At 53.5% G+C, this 17,837-nt stretch carries 20 protein-coding genes and 1 riboswitch; all 20 genes read left to right on the plus strand.

Annotation, left to right across the window (positions count from 1 at the left end; translation table 11 throughout):
• Nucleotides 1-185 precede the first annotated feature (185 nt).
• The 20 genes from CHH75_RS09775 (at nucleotide 186) to CHH75_RS09870 (ending at nucleotide 17,794) form a co-directional block, all read left to right on the plus strand.
• A complete protein-coding gene (locus tag CHH75_RS09775) occupies nucleotides 186-833 on the plus strand; it encodes a stage V sporulation protein AA (protein ID WP_095263460.1) in 648 nt (215 codons plus the stop codon).
• Entirely contained in the window at nucleotides 830-1,258 is a 429-nt protein-coding gene (locus CHH75_RS09780) for a stage V sporulation protein AB (RefSeq protein ID WP_095263461.1), read from the plus strand. The genes CHH75_RS09775 and CHH75_RS09780 overlap by 4 nt, the downstream gene beginning before the upstream one ends.
• A 30-nt stretch (nucleotides 1,259-1,288) precedes the next feature.
• Nucleotides 1,289-2,893, plus strand: coding sequence for a spore germination protein (locus tag CHH75_RS09785; protein WP_244908066.1), 1,605 nt, complete (start codon nucleotides 1,289-1,291; stop codon nucleotides 2,891-2,893).
• A 116-nt stretch (nucleotides 2,894-3,009) separates the two neighbouring features.
• A complete protein-coding gene (gene lysA, locus CHH75_RS09790; RefSeq protein ID WP_095398044.1) occupies nucleotides 3,010-4,341 on the plus strand; it encodes a diaminopimelate decarboxylase in 1,332 nt (443 codons plus the stop codon).
• 248 nt (nucleotides 4,342-4,589) lie between these two features.
• The gene (locus CHH75_RS09795; RefSeq protein WP_095263464.1) at nucleotides 4,590-5,021 is read left to right on the plus strand and encodes a peptidylprolyl isomerase; all 432 of its coding nucleotides are present in this window, start codon (nucleotides 4,590-4,592) and stop codon (nucleotides 5,019-5,021) included.
• Between the two features lie 95 nt (nucleotides 5,022-5,116).
• Nucleotides 5,117-6,349: an MFS transporter gene (locus tag CHH75_RS09800; protein WP_095263465.1), complete on the plus strand. Its 1,233-nt coding sequence runs from the start codon at nucleotides 5,117-5,119 to the stop codon at nucleotides 6,347-6,349.
• A gap of 80 nt (nucleotides 6,350-6,429) precedes the next feature.
• The gene (locus CHH75_RS09805; protein ID WP_095398045.1) at nucleotides 6,430-6,981 is read left to right on the plus strand and encodes an SMI1/KNR4 family protein; all 552 of its coding nucleotides are present in this window, start codon (nucleotides 6,430-6,432) and stop codon (nucleotides 6,979-6,981) included.
• Nucleotides 6,982-7,104: 123 nt separating this feature from the next.
• Nucleotides 7,105-7,288, plus strand: a riboswitch (FMN riboswitch).
• 361 nt (nucleotides 7,289-7,649) lie between these two features.
• Complete coding sequence (gene ribD / locus CHH75_RS09810; protein ID WP_095398046.1) at nucleotides 7,650-8,750, plus strand: bifunctional diaminohydroxyphosphoribosylaminopyrimidine deaminase/5-amino-6-(5-phosphoribosylamino)uracil reductase RibD; 1,101 nt, start codon at nucleotides 7,650-7,652, stop codon at nucleotides 8,748-8,750.
• Nucleotides 8,751-8,783: 33 nt separating this feature from the next.
• Nucleotides 8,784-9,458, plus strand: coding sequence for a riboflavin synthase (locus tag CHH75_RS09815; RefSeq protein ID WP_095398047.1), 675 nt, complete (start codon nucleotides 8,784-8,786; stop codon nucleotides 9,456-9,458).
• Between the two features lie 61 nt (nucleotides 9,459-9,519).
• On the plus strand, nucleotides 9,520-10,761 hold the full coding sequence (locus tag CHH75_RS09820; protein WP_095398048.1) for a bifunctional 3,4-dihydroxy-2-butanone-4-phosphate synthase/GTP cyclohydrolase II: 1,242 nt from the start codon (nucleotides 9,520-9,522) through the stop codon (nucleotides 10,759-10,761).
• A gap of 35 nt (nucleotides 10,762-10,796) precedes the next feature.
• The gene (ribH, locus tag CHH75_RS09825; RefSeq protein WP_095263470.1) at nucleotides 10,797-11,264 is read left to right on the plus strand and encodes a 6,7-dimethyl-8-ribityllumazine synthase; all 468 of its coding nucleotides are present in this window, start codon (nucleotides 10,797-10,799) and stop codon (nucleotides 11,262-11,264) included.
• A 65-nt stretch (nucleotides 11,265-11,329) separates the two neighbouring features.
• Nucleotides 11,330-12,121, plus strand: a complete 792-nt coding sequence (locus CHH75_RS09830) for a segregation and condensation protein A (RefSeq protein ID WP_095398049.1) — start codon at nucleotides 11,330-11,332, stop codon at nucleotides 12,119-12,121.
• The gene (scpB, locus tag CHH75_RS09835; protein ID WP_095263472.1) at nucleotides 12,090-12,689 is read left to right on the plus strand and encodes an SMC-Scp complex subunit ScpB; all 600 of its coding nucleotides are present in this window, start codon (nucleotides 12,090-12,092) and stop codon (nucleotides 12,687-12,689) included. Before CHH75_RS09830 ends, scpB begins: the two co-directional genes overlap by 32 nt.
• Before the next feature lie 167 nt (nucleotides 12,690-12,856).
• On the plus strand, nucleotides 12,857-13,537 hold the full coding sequence (locus tag CHH75_RS09840; RefSeq protein WP_095263473.1) for a DUF2953 domain-containing protein: 681 nt from the start codon (nucleotides 12,857-12,859) through the stop codon (nucleotides 13,535-13,537).
• Nucleotides 13,510-13,974 (plus strand): GerW family sporulation protein, encoded by a 465-nt coding sequence (gene ytfJ, locus CHH75_RS09845; RefSeq protein WP_095398050.1) that lies wholly within the window; start codon nucleotides 13,510-13,512, stop codon nucleotides 13,972-13,974. Before CHH75_RS09840 ends, ytfJ begins: the two co-directional genes overlap by 28 nt.
• Before the next feature lie 186 nt (nucleotides 13,975-14,160).
• Nucleotides 14,161-15,351 carry a D-alanyl-D-alanine carboxypeptidase family protein gene (locus CHH75_RS09850; RefSeq protein ID WP_155617390.1) on the plus strand — a complete coding sequence of 397 codons (1,191 nt, stop codon included), beginning with the start codon at nucleotides 14,161-14,163 and terminating at the stop codon, nucleotides 15,349-15,351.
• A gap of 51 nt (nucleotides 15,352-15,402) precedes the next feature.
• Nucleotides 15,403-16,035 (plus strand): nucleoside recognition domain-containing protein, encoded by a 633-nt coding sequence (locus CHH75_RS09855; RefSeq protein WP_095398051.1) that lies wholly within the window; start codon nucleotides 15,403-15,405, stop codon nucleotides 16,033-16,035.
• Nucleotides 16,036-16,041: 6 nt separating this feature from the next.
• Complete coding sequence (locus CHH75_RS09860; RefSeq protein ID WP_095263476.1) at nucleotides 16,042-16,575, plus strand: spore maturation protein; 534 nt, start codon at nucleotides 16,042-16,044, stop codon at nucleotides 16,573-16,575.
• An 88-nt stretch (nucleotides 16,576-16,663) separates the two neighbouring features.
• Nucleotides 16,664-17,002 carry a peptidoglycan recognition protein family protein gene (locus CHH75_RS09865; RefSeq protein ID WP_095398052.1) on the plus strand — a complete coding sequence of 113 codons (339 nt, stop codon included), beginning with the start codon at nucleotides 16,664-16,666 and terminating at the stop codon, nucleotides 17,000-17,002.
• A 21-nt stretch (nucleotides 17,003-17,023) separates the two neighbouring features.
• On the plus strand, nucleotides 17,024-17,794 hold the full coding sequence (locus CHH75_RS09870; RefSeq protein ID WP_095398053.1) for a pseudouridine synthase: 771 nt from the start codon (nucleotides 17,024-17,026) through the stop codon (nucleotides 17,792-17,794).
• The last annotated feature ends 43 nt before the right edge of the window (nucleotides 17,795-17,837 follow it).

A 17,837-nucleotide genomic window follows, 5' to 3' on the forward strand; every position in this document is an offset into this window, starting at 1 on the left:
CAGTTCGTTTATGCTTGCAAGCACAGGCGTCTTCCGGTGGAAGGCGTCTTTTTGCTGCGCTTTGATCGCCTTTAAGTAAGGGGGGGCAGTTTTCTCAAGGGAGTCAAAAAAGTTGGGGGGAATCGAGTAGAAACGAGCGGGATTTACCATACTAACAGTAATTTAGCAGTAAAGGAGTGTATCGGATGAAGGTGAGTCCCACTCCAATGGTGTTTCTGCAGCTGAAAAGCCGGGTTCGTTTACCCAGAGAGAGCGTGGTCAAGCTCCGTGACGTTGCCTTTATCGTCTGCGAACCTGCTGCGTGGGAGCAGAAGCTGCTGGATATGCCTCTTGCCAAGCCCAGGGACAAAGACGGCAATCGCCTCGTCATTGATTTAATCCAGATTATTCCGAAAATCCAACAATTCGTGCCCGGCGCTCATATTGAGCCGATGGGGAATCATCATACGCTTGTCGAGCTGGTCGGTCCGCCGAATCGGTCCTCCCGCTACTGGTTTCCGCTCGTCTGGCTTTTGCTGTTTTTTGGCTCGATGCTGACGATTATGAATTTTCATGCCGATGTGAATATGCTGGAGGTTCAGATCCGGATTGTGGAGATCTTGACCGGCAAGCGGGACGAGCAGCCGTATTTGTTTCAGATTGCCTATTCGCTTGGCCTCGGATTTGGCATGACGGTGTTTTTTAACCATCTGTTCAAGAAGAAGTGGAATGAAGAGCCGACCCCGCTGGAGGTCGAAATGTACCTGTATCAGGAAAATCTCGACCAATTCGTCGTGGCGGAGGAGTATCGCAAGATGAGCAGCAAGAATGAGCCGGCAGGCAGGAAGCCATGATAGCCAGCATCGCGCAGGGCATCTTCATCTGTATTCTGGGCGCTGCCGGCGGGATTGCGGTGGGAGGCGGAGTGATTGCCCTGATTATCGTGCTGGACATTATTCCGAGGCTGTCACAGCTTACCTCGACCTATCACCGCGTGCACTGGTATGAAGGCGCGTTAATCAGCGGAACGTTTATCGGGACGATGGCGGACTTCTGGAAGTGGTCGGTTCCGCTCGGGCCGCTTGTCAGCACGTTGATTGGGCTATTGTGTGGCACATTTATCGGCATGCTGGCTGCCGCGCTGACCGAGGTGCTGAACGTGCTGCCGATTCTGGCCAAACGGCTGCGGCTGACCGGGTATTTGTTCGGATTGCTGATGGCGATGGTGGCCGGCAAGGTGGCTGGCTCGCTGTTTGACTGGTTTGTTTTCAACAAATGATGACTAATGAAGACTGGGGGAGATTGGCGTATGGCGGATGAGACGCAGACAACGGTCGGGAATAATGAAGCCAAGGAGCGCGAGGAGGCGCTGTTTCGCAAGCGGAATGCCGAGCGGTCAGACAGCACGGAGGAATCGGTGCTCTACTGGCAGGAGAGAGACGAGATTCCGGATCATTTCGATCAGCTGAAAGATACGCTGAAGGAAGTGATGGGGCTGGACGTTTCCTACGACATCATTTTTCGGGAAATGACATTTGCCGGAAGGCGGGTCGGCCTGTTGTTCCTGAACGGATTGACCGATGGGGCCAGCGTAACCGAAATATTGAAAAGGCTAAGCTACCTGAAGCCGGACGACATCGAATCCGATGCGGTCGACGTTATGGTCAATCATTATATTCCGCATTTTCAGGTGGAGGAAAGCGACAAGCTGAGCAAGGCCATCGACAAGGTGCTGACCGGGGAAAGCGCGCTGTTCGTTGAGGGAGAAGGCAAGGTTATCCTCATCGACACCCGGGTCTATCCCGTCAGAGGGATGGAGGAGCCAGCGGTTGAGAAGGTGGTCCGTGGCGCGCGAGACGGTTTCACGGAAACGCTCGTTACGAACGTCAATCTGGTGCGTCGGCGTGTGCGTGATCCGGGACTGCATTGCGAAATCATGAAGGTGGGTCGCCGGACACAGTCTGATGTTTGCATTTTGTATGTGGATGACATCGCCGATCGTTCACAGGTTGAAGCCATCCGGGATAAAATCAAGGAGATTGACATCGAGGGGCTTCCGATCGGAGACAAGCAGCTCGAAGAGGCGATTGTGAACAAAGGCTGGCATCCGTATCCGCTCGTCCGGTATTCCGAGCGTCCGGATGTGGTTGCCTCCCATCTGCTGGAAGGGCGAATCGTGGTGATGGTGGATACCTCGCCGAGCGTCATGATTATGCCGACGACCTTTTTTGATCTGTGCCAGCATGCGGAAGAGAACCGGCAGACGCCTTTCATGGGAACCTATTTGCGCTGGGTGCGGTTCGGCGGTATCTTCGTTTCGATGTTTCTGCTCCCGCTCTGGATGCTCCTTGTCGTCCATCCTGAGCTCAAGCCGCCGTTACTAACGATTCTGGGCCCCCAGGAGAACGCCAAAATTCCGCTGATCGGCCAGTTTCTCATGGTGGAATTTGGTGTTGACCTGCTGCGGCTGGCTGCCGTTCACACCCCGACGCCGCTGGCTTCCGCCATGGGCTTGATCGCAGCCATTCTGATCGGGGAAATGGCGGTCGAAACCGGATTTTTCGTGAACGAGGTTGTGCTGTACATGGCGATTGCTGCCATCGGCATGTTCGCTACGCCGAGCTATGAATTGGGACTTGCCAATCGCATCGTCCGCTTGTTTCTGTTGATTGTCACCGCGATGTTCAGCGTCAAAGGATTGGTGATTGGCACGACACTGCTCATCCTGGCTCTGACGACACATCGCTCTTACAATTCGTCGTATCTGTGGCCGTTTATACCATTTAGTGCAAAGGCGATGGGGGAGGTTTTGGTGCGCAAACCGCTGCTGTTATCTACCAGACGCCCGGCGCTGAACAAAACAAGAGACCATACCAAAATGGGGTCCGAAATGAACCCGAGAGATGGACATTGATAATTAACACAAATGTTCTGTTGAAAAATCCATTTTGAAAATGATAATGCGTCTGCTATACTGTGAACAATTACTCGATTCAAATGATGCATACCTAGATCGGAGGAATTGTGACCATGTTTTTACACGGTACTAGCAAAATTAACGAACAAGGCCATTTGGAGATCGGCGGCTGTGATACCACCGAATTGAAGGCCCAATACGGCACCCCACTTTATATTGTAGACGAGCAGTCGGTGCGCAACCGCTGCCGGGAATATATTGAAGCTTTCAAGGCTTCCGGTTTGAAATTCCAGGTCGCTTATGCCAGCAAAGCTTTCTGTGTGATGGCGATGTGCCGTCTTGCTGAAGAGGAAGGCATGTCCCTTGACGTTGTATCCGATGGCGAGCTGTACACGGCGCTGCAGGCTGGGTTCCCAGCGGAGCGGATTCATTTCCACGGCAACAACAAAACGATCGAAGAAATCGAGATGGCGCTTGATGCGAAGATTGGCTGCTTTGTGGTTGACAATGCAGTAGAGCTTCACATGCTGCAAGCCATTGCGGCTGACAAAGGCGTGAACGTGAACATTTTGCTGCGCGTGACACCAGGCGTTGAAGCGCATACGCATGAATATATTTCCACAGGTCAGACCGACTCCAAATTCGGTTTTGACATTGGCAACGGTTCGGCCTTCGAAGCGGTGAAGCTGGCTTCGGAACAGCCTAACATCCAGCTGATGGGTATTCACTCGCATATCGGATCGCAGATCTTCGAGGTGGAAGGCTTCCAGATGGCGGTTCAGCGCGTGGCTGATTTTGCTTCCAAAGTGAAGAGCGAGCTTGGCGTAGTGTTCACGGTAGTCAATTTGGGCGGCGGATTCGGCATCCGCTACACAGAGGGAGACACACCGCTGCAGGTTTCCCAATATGTCAAAGCGATTACGGATGCTGTGAAGCAGCATTTCGCCGACATCGGTTCCGAGCTTCCTGAAATTTGGGTTGAACCGGGCCGCAGCATCGTGGGCGATGCGGGCACCACGCTGTACACGGTAGGTACAAGCAAGGATATTCCTGGCGTTCGCAAATACGTGGCTGTAGACGGCGGAATGACAGACAACCCGCGTCCGGCGCTGTATGAGTCGAAGTACGAGGCGATTCTGGCCAACCGTGCAAACGAGAAGGTCGAAGAGACGGTATCCATTGCCGGTAAATGCTGTGAGAGCGGCGATATGCTGATCTGGGATCTGGATCTGCCGAAAGTGAACACAGGCGATCTGCTCGCGGTATCCTGCACAGGAGCGTACAACTACTCCATGGCCAGCAACTACAACCGGATCCGCAAACCGGCGGTTGTGTTTGTAAAGGATGGCCAAAGCGAGCTGGTCGTTCGTCGTGAGTCGCTTGACGATATTGTCAGCCATGATGTCGTTCCTGCGCGCTTGCACAAAGAAGCGGTATCCAGCTAATATAATCTTAGGATGACGGAACAGGACCTGGAGAGGCGCATGCCCTCCGGGTCTTGTTTACTTTCGATGGATGCATCCTCCTTCACACCGGACTGCGGGCGAAAGAGAGTCGGCGGTTGGGATTCGATCTTTGCTGCTTGCGATTCTCGATGCACTTTGCTTAAAAATGGTTTTCATAGTACACTAGTCATTGTATTGTCTGAATACAGAAATATCGATCATAGCACTCACGAAGGGAGTTACCCAATATGGCAAAAAAAGCGAAAATTACATTGGAAAACGGCAAAGAGGTGCTGCTTGAGCTGTTCGATCAGGACGCGCCAAACACCGTAGCCAACTTTGAGAAGCTGGCAAACTCCGGATTCTACAACGGTCTGGTGTTTCACCGCGTAATCCCTGGGTTCGTAGCGCAAGGCGGATGCCCTAACGGCACAGGTACCGGCGGCCCTGGATACACGATCAACTGTGAGATCAACCCAAACAAGCACGAGCGCGGAAGCCTGGCGATGGCGCATGCCGGACGCAACACAGGCGGAAGCCAATTCTATATCTGCTATGAGCCGCAGCCGCACCTGGACGGTCAGCATACCGTATTTGGCAAAGTGGTTGAAGGTATGGAATATGTGGACGAGTTCAAAGGCCGCGACAAAATGGAGAAAGTGGAAGTATTCGAAGCATAATTAAAGATACATTCATCCCAAAGGATCTCACATTCCGCGGTTTCGTGGAATATAGAGATCCTTTTGGCTTATGTTCATACCTGAAGGAGATTGATATGAAACGGTTATTATGGATCGGGTGTTTATCGTATTTCTTAATCGGTCTGGCGCATGTTGTGCTGGGTTCGGTGCTGCCGGTCATGCTGGAGCATTACGGCCGGGAATACAGTGAAGGCGGCATGCTCATCTTCACCCAATTTGCCGGCTTTCTGGTGGGCGTGCTTGTCTCGCCGCTGATCAACCGCCGCTTTGGCAAAAGAGGGGGACTGCTGATCGCTGCCGGTTTGCTGACGGCAGCCGAGTTTCTGTACACGCTGCTGCCGCCATGGGAGTGGCTGTACGTGATTGCTGTCGCCGCCGGCTTCGGCTTCGGCATGATTGAAGCGGTCATCGGAACGATTATTATTGCGGCCATTAAAGACAAGACGGCGGTGGCTATGAGCCGGCTTGAGGTGTTCTTCGGCGTTGGCGCCATGGTGATGCCGATGATTGCGAGCGGATTCATTACGCAGGAATGGTGGAAGTTTTCGTTTTTTGTCGTGTCCCTGTTTTCCTTTGTGACGCTGCTGTTCTGGTCCAGAAGCTCCTTTGGTGAAGCTGACGCAGTGCTTGACACGCGGGGCGATACGGCTTCGGCTGAAGGCGAGGAGCCGGTTGGCAAGGCGGCGTATAAGTATCGGGGAAGCGCGTTTGGCATTCTGGCGCTGTTTATCGTATTTTTCTTTCTCTATGTAGGAACCGAGATGAGTCTGGCCAACTTCATGCCAGCCATTCTGATTGAGAAGCTTGGGGTAATGAAAGAGACGGCCGCCCTCAGCATTACCTGCTTCTGGGTGGCGATGTCGGTCGGCCGGATATTCGCCGGAACGCTGGCCGAGAAGATCCACTACCGGGTCTATGTGCTGCTGAGCTGTCTGCTGACATTGATGATGTTGATCATCTTTCCGTTTGCGGAGCAGGTGTGGGCCGCATTTACGATCATATTGCTGCTGGGGCTGTTCATGTCCGGGCTGTTCTCCATCGCGCTCGTATTTGCGAGCAAGCTGCTGGAGGGGAGCGAGGAATCGACGCCTAGCATATTGATCGCCTCGGGAGGCATAGGCGGTGCCATCCTGCCGCTCGTTACGGGCTGGAGTCTGGATCATCTCCCGCTTCACCAGGCCGTTTGGTTATTTGCGATTTTTGCCGTTGGTCTGGTGGTTCTTAGTGTGGCTGCGTATTCATTGCAGATTCGACAGCCGAGCACCGGGCCAGGAGCCCGGCATGAGGAAGGGAAGGCTCTCCTGTGATGGGAATCAGAGCTCTTACCCGCACCGTTAATTTGATATCAGGACCAAGGTGAACATGAAGTGAAGGAGCGATAGAGGGAATGAAATTGAATAGTTCCGTGATCACAACGTTACAACAGGAACGTTCACAGCATGAGGTATATCCGCCTGCAACCGAAGCTGATATTATGGAAACCGAAATTGCTTTGGGGGTGCGTCTGCCGGAATCGTATTGCAAATTCGTATCCGAGTTCAGCAACGGTGCATACTTATATCGCTGTCAGGAAATATCCGCTGTGGGACAAGGGAATCAACAAATCGGCGCCCTTCAACATACCTACAGACCATGGACAGCGGGGCCTCATAAGGTCGATGATGGTCAACCTATTCCAATTCGTGAAGGTGGATATGTTACGGTGGACCAGCTCATTCCATTTGCTTATGACCATAATGGGAATATGTGGTGTTTTATTATCGAGAAGATGCAAGATCATGAATATCGGGTCGGCTATTATGATACGTTCCAGCCTAAATTATATGGAGTGATGGACAGCTTTCACGATTGGTTGAACGTATGTGTTTCGCATCGGGAAGAGGTGATTCGCGCGATCTTTGATGATGATGTGATCGTACACGAGCTGGGACTGGGGTAATGATAACAGTGCCATTAGCCAGTCTGACACCGAATCGACATTTGCGATGCTTGCATTTTTGCAAGGTGAGTGTTATTTTTATAAGCAACAGTAAAGTTATTTACTGAGAAAACTTCATAACATGTTATCCTTCGGGGTCGGGTGCAATTCCCAACCGGCGGTGATGCACGTGTCATAATCAGCGTAGGAAAGTAAGAGCTGTAGACGCGGGCTTAGTCCGTGACCCGGATGCGTGAAAGTGCGCGCATACGGTGGACCTGGTGCAAATCCGGGACCGACAGTATAGTCTGGATGGGAGAAGGATGGACGAAGCTTGGCATCTGTTTAATCATGTGGCTATGCCGATTCTCGGTATGCCTATCTTCAGGTTAAACATTGTCAATGTCCGATAACAGAAGCAATGCTTCAAGCTATGTGCGGTTTTTCACAAGTGAATCCGGATGGTTGGATGTGTCCATCGGGGGTTGAATGTTTATTTGTGATGCTTGGATACGCATAGTCTTGTTTATTGCTATCTTTTGAATACTCCCATGAGGCCCTGTTTGGATTTGAGAATCCGGACAGGGCTCTTTTATTTCTTGCAGAAATTTGCTTCGTCCATACGTCACGCGGGGCATCCTTACCCTTAGCTGCCCGCATGACGAAACATAATGCTGAGGAGGGGCAAAATGGACATTATGAATGATGAATACTACATGTCGCTGGCGCTGGATATGGCGGAACGAGCACAAGGCCAGACGGGCATCAATCCGGTGGTCGGCTGCGTGGTTGTTCAGGATGGAGCGCTGGCCGGTGTGGGGACCCATCTTGCCCGCGGGACGCCGCATGCGGAGGTTCACGCCTTGAACATGGCTGGCAACAAAGCGAAGGGCAGTACCGTGTACGTCACGCTCGAGCCGTGCAGCCATTACGGCAAAACACCACCCTGCAGTGACCGGCTGATTGCAGAGGGTGTCAAGCGTGTTGTCGTTGCCTGCGAGGACCCGAATCCGCGCGTGGCTGGAACCGGCATTGAGAAGCTTCGGGCTGCGGGCATTCAAGTGGACACAGGCGTGCTCCGGGACAGGGCGCTCCGGTTGAATGAGCGGTTTATCAAATACATTACGACAGGGCTGCCTTATGTCACATTGAAGACCGCCAGCACGCTGGATGGGAAAATTGCCACCCGGACCGGAGACAGCAAATGGATATCGAATGAAGCATCCCGTGAGATTGTTCATACGCTCCGGCATCGGCATCAAGGTATTATGGTCGGGGTGTCGACGGTCATTGCGGACAACCCACAGCTGACCACCCGGCTTACGGTGGATGGCCTGCATCCGGCCAGAATAGTCGTTGATTCAAGGCTTCGCATCCCGATGGATTGCCGGCTGGTGACAGATAAAGCGGCGCCGACGATCATTCTGACGACGGAGCTGGCCGACCGGGAGAAGCAGAATGCACTGGAGGCAGCCGGGCTGACGGTGATCCGGTGCGGAGACGGTCCGCGTGTGGATCTCAAGGCGGGCATGGCACGCCTCGGCGAGATGGAGATCGGCTCGGTTCTGCTTGAGGGCGGGGGTACATTAAACGGGGCCATGCTGGAGGAACGGCTGGTTGACCGCATGATGCTGTTCTTGGCTCCGAAGATTGTTGGCGGGCACAATGCGCCTGCTAGCTTCAGCTTCGATGGTTATGAGCGCATGAGCGATGCGGTGGAGCTTGAACAGCTGGAGGTGGAGCGGATTGGGGACAATGTATGCATTACAGGCGTTCCTGTCTGGAAATAACGAAGCTGGGAGGAAAGGAGGCGAACCTAAACGATGTTTACCGGATTAGTGGAAGAGATCGGGGAAATGCGCCGCATTAGCCGCCAGGGAGAGGCGATGGTGCTCAGCATTGCTGCCTCGCGCATTATGGATGACCTGAAGCTGGGCGACAGCGTATCGGTTAACGGGGTATGCCTGACGGCAACTTCGATCGATACGGGCATGTTCACGGTGGATGTGATGCCGGAAACTTACAGGAATACGACTCTGAAGGCGCTGAAAGCCGGGAGCAAGGTGAACCTGGAGCGGGCGATGGCGGCAGGCGGACGTTTTGGCGGGCATATTGTACAGGGTCATGTAGATGGGGTAGGCACGATTCGAAGCGTCCATGCTGATCATAATGCGGTCGTGTATGAAATCGCACCCGAGAACAAGGAGCTCTTTAAATACATCATTCCGAAAGGGTCGGTTACGCTGGATGGAATTAGTTTGACGGTCGTCAAGACGACCGCATCCTCCTTCACCGTTTCGATCATTCCGCACACGCTGGGCGAAACCGTACTCGGATACAAGAGGGCTGGCGATACGATCAACATTGAAACCGACATTCTGGGCAAATATGTGGATCACCTGCTGCATTACCGCCCGGATGAAGGGCAGGACGGCGGAAGGACAGAAGCCGGCTCGGGGATCAGCCGGGAATATTTGGCCGAGCACGGTTTCATATAGAACAGGTACACAAGAGATAGAGGATCGCATCAGCACATTTATGGATAAGGAGGATGGAACGATGGAGGAACAGTTTTCATTTCATTCGATTGAAGAAGCGCTGGATGACCTGAAGCAAGGGAAAGTCATCATCGTCGTTGATGACGAAGACCGTGAGAATGAAGGGGATTTCATCGCATTAGCGGAAATGGCAACGCCGGAGGTCATCAATTTTATGATCAAAGAGGGCCGCGGGCTCGTCTGCTTGCCAATGACCCAAAAGAGAGCGGAGGAGCTGGATCTGAAGCCGATGGTCGCCCAGAACACGGATTACCACGGCACTGCGTTCACCGTGTCGATCGATCACAAGGATACGACGACGGGCATTTCCGCGTATGAACGCTCGCTCACCGTTCGGGGCATTATGGATCCGGCAGCGACCGCAGCGGATTTCCGGCGGCCGGGCCACATGTTCCCGCTCATCGCCAAGGATGGCGGCGTTCTGCGCCGGGCTGGACATACTGAGGCGGCCATCGATCTGGCACGGATGTGCGGCTCATATCCAGCCGGCGTCATCTGTGAGGTGATCAAAGAAGACGGAACGATGGCCCGATTGACTGATCTGGTGGATATTGCGGAGAAGCATCAGCTCAAGCTGATCAGCATCAAGGATCTAATTCATTACCGCAACGCCAAGGAGCAGCTTGTTCATCGCGAAGTGGCCGTGCGCATGCCGACAGACTTCGGGGTGTTCCAGGCGGTAGCCTACACCAACGATGTGGACAACAAGGAGCATGTGGCCCTCGTCAAGGGAGAAATTGACGGTGAGCAGCCGGTCCTTGTGCGCGTTCACTCCGAGTGCCTGACCGGCGATGTGTTCCACTCGCATCGCTGCGACTGCGGACCGCAGTTTGAGGCTGCGCTTCGCCAGATTCATGAGGCGGGCAGCGGAGTGCTCCTGTACATGCGTCAGGAAGGCCGCGGCATCGGACTGATCAACAAGCTGAAGGCTTATAAACTCCAGGAAGAAGGGCTGGACACGGTGGATGCCAATCTGAAGCTTGGATTTCCAGCCGACCTGCGCGACTACGGAATCGGGGCCCAAATTCTGAAGGATCTGGGTGTCCGCAAAATCCGTCTGCTCACCAACAACCCTCGCAAAATCAAGGGACTGGAGGGTTACGGGCTGGAAGTGGTCGAGCGGGTGCCGATTCAAATGCCGGAAAATGAAGACAACACCGCATATCTTCACACCAAGCAGGCCAAGCTCGGACACATGCTGGAGTTTGATGACATCGAGCAAAACGAAAGCAGCAAAATATAAATCCTAAATTCTAATTCGAAAGGTTGATGACAAACATGGCACATTATTTTGAAGGTAATCTGGTTTCCGAAGGACTTCGGTACGGGATCGTCGTGGGACGTTTTAACGAGTTTATTACAAGCAAGCTGCTGGGCGGGGCACTTGACGCGCTGAAGCGGCATGGGGTGAAGGACGACGAGGTGGATGTGGCCTGGGTACCGGGCGCTTTCGAAATCCCCCTCATCGCCCAGAAAATGGCGGAAAGCGGCAAGTACGATGCGATTATTACGCTCGGGACCGTGATTCGCGGCTCAACGACCCATTATGATTATGTGTGCAACGAGGTGGCCAAAGGGGTGTCCGCCATTAACCTGAAGACCGGCGTGCCCACGATTTTTGGCGTCGTCACAACCGAGAACATCGAGCAAGCGGTCGAGCGTGCAGGAACGAAGGCGGGCAACAAGGGCTGGGATTCCGCGATGGCGGCCATTGAAATGGCAAACTTGACGAAACAGCTAAAATAGTGCTTATTTAATGTAGTGTTCTTTTTTAAGGACACTGCATTTTATTTTTGGCGGGAGGATTCACCGTGACCGTATTGTACAAGCTGGAGACGTTTGAAGGTCCGCTTGATCTGCTTCTGCATCTCATTGATAAAGCGGAAATTGACATCCAGGATATTCCCGTCAGCGAGATTACCGATCAGTACATGGCCTATTTGCAGAGCATGCAGGAGCTGGAGCTGGAGATTACCAGCGAGTTTCTCGTGATGGCGGCAACGCTGCTGTCCATCAAAAGCAAGCTGCTGTTGCCAAAGCCCCCGGTTATTGAAATGGACGAGTTCGATTATTATGAAGATGATGATATTGACCCAAGAGCCGAGCTCATTCAGAAGCTGATAGAATATCGAAAATATAAAGGCATCGCTCGCCACCTCCATGAACGGGAATGGGAGCGCAGCCAGATATATTCCAAGGAAGCCGAAGATTTAACGCCTTATATGCCTGTGACGCCGGAAAACCCGGTTGAAGGATTACATATTTCCGATTTGATTGCCGCCTTTCAGCGTGCCCTTAGCAAAGCGGTGAAACGGACGTCTTACGCCCGCATTGAACGGGATGAAATCTCGGTCAAGGACCGAATTCGCCAAGTGGTGGACACGCTGCAGAATGTTGGACGCGGAGGGCGTGTGCTGTTCTCGAAGCTGCTGCATGAGGAGATGGAGCGGCATGAAATTGTGGTGACATTCCTGGCCATTCTGGAACTGATGAAGATGAAGCAGATCTGGTGTTATCAGGAATCCTTATTCGGAGATATCGTTATGGAGTGGAGAGGGGAAGAAAGACTTGATGGAATATCCGATGCTGAAATCGATTATTGAGGGACTGCTGTTTCTTTCAGGAGAAGAGGGGCTGTCGGTGAAGCAGCTCTCCGAAATTACGGAGCAGAAGGCGGAGCTGATCACGTCCGCACTGGAGGAGATGAAGGAGGACTGTGAGCGTCAGCATCGCGGGATCCAGATCGTTCAGATTGCCGGAAACTACAAGCTGGCTACGCTGCCTGAGCATGCGCCGTATTTTGAACGGCTGGCCTATTCACCATCCCGGTCTGCGCTGTCCCAGGCGGCGCTGGAGACGCTGTCAATCGTTGCTTACCGGCAGCCGATAACCCGGGTGGAGATCGAGGAGATTCGCGGCGTAAAGTCCGAGCGGGCGATTCACACCCTGGTGAACAAAGGCTTGATCGAGGAGGTCGGCAGAGCCGAAGCGATCGGCCGCCCGATTCTGTACGGGACGACCAAGGCGTTTTTGGATTATTTTGGCTTGGCCAGCATCAAGGACTTGCCGGAGCCTTCCCAGTTTGAGGATACGGATCAGCTGGAGGAGGAAACGCAGCTGCTGTTCGACAAGCTGGACGGTCGGCAGCTTACGATTGATGATGTTGATTGAGATGGCCTGTTTGAGTTTACGTCATCGCTATATAAAACACGGTGCGCCAGACAAGCGGGGTTATCCCGCTGGATCAGGCGTACCGTGTTTTTTAGTATCCGCATCTTTTTACGATCGAATTGCCATACTAAGCCAACGGGTATATTCATTGTCTGGAGGTAACGTGTGTGAGCATCTGGGTCTTACTGGCGATCGGGCTGGTCTTGTTGTTCGTCATCCTGCTGCTGATCGTGCTGAGCTCGATGATTACGATGAGCTTCGGCATACGTCTTAGCACCAAAGAATGCAAAGTAAACATACGCATCACCATGTTGTTTGGGCTGCTGCGCCGGGAATACGACATTCCGGTTAAGGTGGCGAACGGGGCGGTTGAACTGGAGATCAAGGAAGTGCCGGACAAGGAGGAGCAGGAGGAGGACGGGGACGAACCGGCCAAATCGATTCCGATGTCCTTCCCCTTGCGAGGCTTGAACGGCGGCCTTACCAAATCGCCGAGCTTCAAGCGATGGATGAAACGAACCTTGACCCGGATACGCCTGAAGGAACTCAAGTGGACGACCAGGGTAGCGCTGGACAACGCGGCCGAAACCGCGGTTGCCACCGGACTGATGTGGAGCATCAAGCATACGCTGCTTGGATGGGTATCGTACAAGCTGAAGATGGAGCAAATTCCGCAGCTTGACATATCGCCCATATTTAACGGACCGCCGCAAATTTCCACCGAAATGCGCTGCATAGCGGAAATCTCCTGCGGTAAAGCTATGTATGCTGGACTGGTACTTATGGTTCGCGTGTTAAAGATGAAAGGAGGAATTAAATCATGGCAGAACACCCAATTCAAGGCTTGATGCAAACCGCGATGGAGAACATCAAGGGCATGGTGGACGTCAATACGATTGTCGGTGACCCTGTAAACACACCTGACGGCAGCGTCATTTTGCCTATAAGCAAGGTGGCCTTTGGTTTTGCGGCCGGGGGCAGTGATTACAACGTCGAGGCAGGCGGGGATCACCGGTCTTCCGCTGATCATTCGTCCATGGATCACAACGGACTTCCGTTCGGCGGCGGCAGTGGCGGCGGGGTGACCATCAGTCCCATTGCTTTTCTCGTCGTCGGAAAGGATGGCGTTCATATCGTGCCGCTGGACAACCAGACGCATCTGTTCGAACGCATTATCGATGCGACTCCGTACCTGCTGGAGCAGGTTCAGTCCATGTTCCAAAGCGGGGGCGGTTCCTCATCCGCTTCGGCTTCCTCGTCTTCAAGCGAGCCAACGTATTCTTAAACGTCCAGCTGCTTGCTAACGGAACATTGATGTAACGTCCATGCTTCAAACATAAAATGACGGTGCAGGCGTCTGCCTGACCCGTCATTTTATGTTTCTGGACCACATTATCTTGAATATGGACATACCTCATTAGACAAGTACATATACTTGTACAAGATTTCCGAACACCGGAGGATTATAAAAATGAACATGTTCAATCGGACTGCCTGCAGATCGCTGCTTGCGATCATGATGACCGTCGTATGCTTCGCTTATACCGCTCTTCCGGCCTATGCGCATCACGAGAATGGGCCGCCCAATCATGCTCAGGCTGCTGCACTCATTGACGTCACGTCAGGCCGGCTGCTGTACAGTAAAAACGGGGATGACCGCCTGCGAATTGCCAGCCTTACTAAAATTATGACCGCGATTGTGGCGATTGAGCAAGGGAAGCTGAGCGACAGGGTTACCGTATCCAAAAATGCGTTTGCCAAGGAAGGCTCATCGCTGTTCCTCAAGCTGGGGGAGGAGATGACGCTGGAGAACCTGCTGTACGGCTTGATGCTTCGTTCGGGCAATGACGCTGCCACCGCCATCGCCGAGCATGTCGGCGGAACAGAGGAAGGGTTCGTGCTGCTCATGAACGAGAAGGCGGCCGAGCTCGGACTTTCCAACACCCACTTCATGAACCCTCATGGCCTGGATCATGATGAGCATTACTCATCAGCCAATGATCTCGCGATGCTGACCGCCTATGCCCTCCAAAACCCGATATTTAGCGAGATTGTGAAAACTCCGACCAAGCGAGCGCCGAATCCGAATGCTTCATGGGACTACAAGTGGGACAACAAAAACAAGATGCTTCGGTTCTACGAAGGGGCTGACGGCGTAAAGACCGGATATACGAAAAAAGCGTTCCGCTGTCTTGTCAGCTCTGCAACCCGGGGCGGGCAGCAGATCGCCGCAGTCACTTTGAACGACGGCAACGACTGGAACGACCATGCAACCATGCTGGACTATGGCTTCGAGCATTTCCCGCTGAAGCAAATTACGGTCAAGGGCCAGAAGATTCAAGGCCAGAGTCTCGTAAGCGGCCGTGATTTCATCTACCCGTTCGCTCATGGTGAAGAGGAGAAGCTGGTGAAGAAGCTGGTGCTCCGCAAGCCTGGCAATCCGGATCTTTCGTTCGGCATGCGCGGTTATATCGAGCTGTTGCTCGAGGGTCAGAAGATTGGGCAGGTTCCCGTTTATGCTGAAGGCAGCCCAATTCCCGATATTCCACAGCAGAAGTTAAGACAGCGCACAGCGTCCGCCTCGGCTCCATATGGCGCACTCAGCCTGTGGGAATCGGCCCGTGAAGTGCTGAAATCGCTGTTTGGCGGGGAGCGGAACTGATTTCTTCAGCAAGCACAACGCCGCATCGTTACGAGGGAGGAGCATAGTTCTATGATCAATTGGATATGGATGGGGATGCTTGTCATTGGCTTTGTCTTCGCCGCCGTGAACGGGAATATCGACAGCGTAACCAAGGCGGCCTTCGATGGCGCTCAGACCGGTGTGACCGTCTCCTTCGGCCTGATCAGCATCCTGGTGTTCTGGCTCGGGATGATGCGTCTGACGGAGGAAGCAGGCCTGCTGAAGAAGGTGGCGAAGCTGCTTAGTCCTGTCGTGCGATTCCTGTTTCCAGATGTGCCGAAGGACCATCCGGCGATGGGGTATATCTTGTCTAACATGAGCGCGAATTTGTTCGGGCTTGGCAATGCCGCAACGCCGATGGGGATCAAGGCGATGCAGGAGCTGCAGAAGCTGAATCCCGACAAGGAAACGGCGACGCCGGCGATGTGCACGCTGCTTGCGCTGAATACGGCCAGCATTACGTTGATTCCAACGACGCTGATTGCGATCCGGCTCAATTATGATTCTGCCAACCCGTCCGAAATCGTAGGCACGACACTTCTGGCCACGGCGATTGCTACCGCAGCTGCCATTGCTGCGGACCGCTGGTACCGGTTCAGGACGTTTGACAAGGCGAAGCCGCCAGGGGCTGGGGCCGGTCTGAGTACGGATGCGAAAGGGTGATGAACATTGCTGTCATGGTTAAACGTAATTTCGGCCTGGTCGATTCCGATCATCATAGCATTCATCCCTCTGTATGCTGCCACGCGCAAGGTACCGGTCTACGAATCCTTCGTTGATGGGGCGAAGGACGGATTCTCCACGGCGATTCAGATCATCCCCCATCTCGTTGGCATGATGGTAGCGATCAGCGTATTCCGCGCTTCCGGAGCACTGGAATTTCTTGTGGGCTGGACAGGCCCGTTTCTGCAGTCGCTTGGGGTGCCGAGCGAGGTGCTGCCGCTCGGCTTGCTCCGCCCGTTGACCGGGACGGGGTCGCTGGCCTACACCACCGAGCTGATTCGCGCCTATGGCCCGGACTCCTTGATTGGTCGCATCGCCTCCACGATCCAGGGAAGCACCGACACGACGCTGTATGTGCTGACGGTCTATTTTGGCGCAGTAGGCATCCGCAACGGCAGATATGCGCTCAAGGTCGGTCTTTTCTCGGATATCGTCGGGTTTATTGCCGCTATTGCCGTATGTTTAATCGTGTTTGGCTAATAAAATCGATGCAGGAGTACATTCGCCCATACTTGCAATCCATCGCTGTCATATACTGCTTTCAAGCCCGAGCTGAAGGAGTGATGGCATGGAATTCGAAGGATTCATCATTCATCATACCGTCTGCGGGAAAGACGATGGAAGCTGGGATTTCCTGATTCGCGCTGACGGTACGGTGACGCCGAGCCCCGCACCTAGCCGTGCGGGGTATATTTGCATTGCGCTCGAAGGGGATTTTGACCGCGACTACAACCTGATGACAAGCGCCCAGAAAGAGCAGCTGTTCACCGCCAGCAAAATCATTATGGAGCTTTCCCGGCTCTACCAAATGTCTCCGCTATACCTGATTCCCCACTCCAGCTCCTGCCCGGGAGCGCAATTTCCGTGGAACTCGCTTGTGATTTATCCCGCCGATGGTTATCATTAGGGATGAGGTGACCTAAAAGACATGGAGAGATTACAGAAAATTATGGCCCAGGCCGGAGTAGCTTCCCGCCGCAAGTGCGAGGAACTGATTCTTGAAGGCAAGGTGCAGGTGAATGGTGAGACCGTAACCGAGCTGGGCACGAAGGCCGATCCCGAACAGGATATCATAACGGTTTCCGGGAAACCGATCAAAAACGAGAAGAAAGTATATTTGATGCTGAATAAGCCGAAGGGTGTCATTACGAGCTCCTCCGATCCGGAGGGACGCAGAATCGTATCCGATTTCCTGAAAGGGGTCAATGAACGGGTATACCCGATCGGACGGCTTGATTATGATACCGAAGGATTGCTGCTCTTGACCAACGACGGCGAGTTCGCCAATATGCTGAGCCACCCGAAATATCACGTGCCCAAAACCTACTTGGCAACCGTGAAGGGGGTGCCTCACGGCACGGACCTGGACAGGCTCCGTCAAGGGATCATGCTCGAGGACGGGATGACAGCGCCGGCTGAGGTGGAATACAAGGATGTCGATCCGGACAACAAATTCGCCGTCATCACGATCACGATACATGAAGGGCGCAACCGTCAGGTGCGGCGCATGTTTGACGCGATATCCCATCCGGTGACCCGGCTCAAGCGGATTGCCTACGGTGATTTGCTGCTGCAAAACTTGAAGCGCGGCGTGTACCGTCATCTGACGCCGGATGAGATCAACCATCTGAAGCAGATGGCCAAAGCGGCCAAACCGATGGCGAATCCCAAGGCGAAGAGGCAAAAACCCGACACATAATATTCAAAATGGCGAGCGGCGCTTGTGACATTTTTCGTTATAA

The organism is Paenibacillus sp. 7541 (assembly GCF_002276395.1).
GTDB classification, from domain to species: Bacteria; Bacillota; Bacilli; order Paenibacillales; family Paenibacillaceae; genus Paenibacillus_AQ; species Paenibacillus_AQ campinasensis.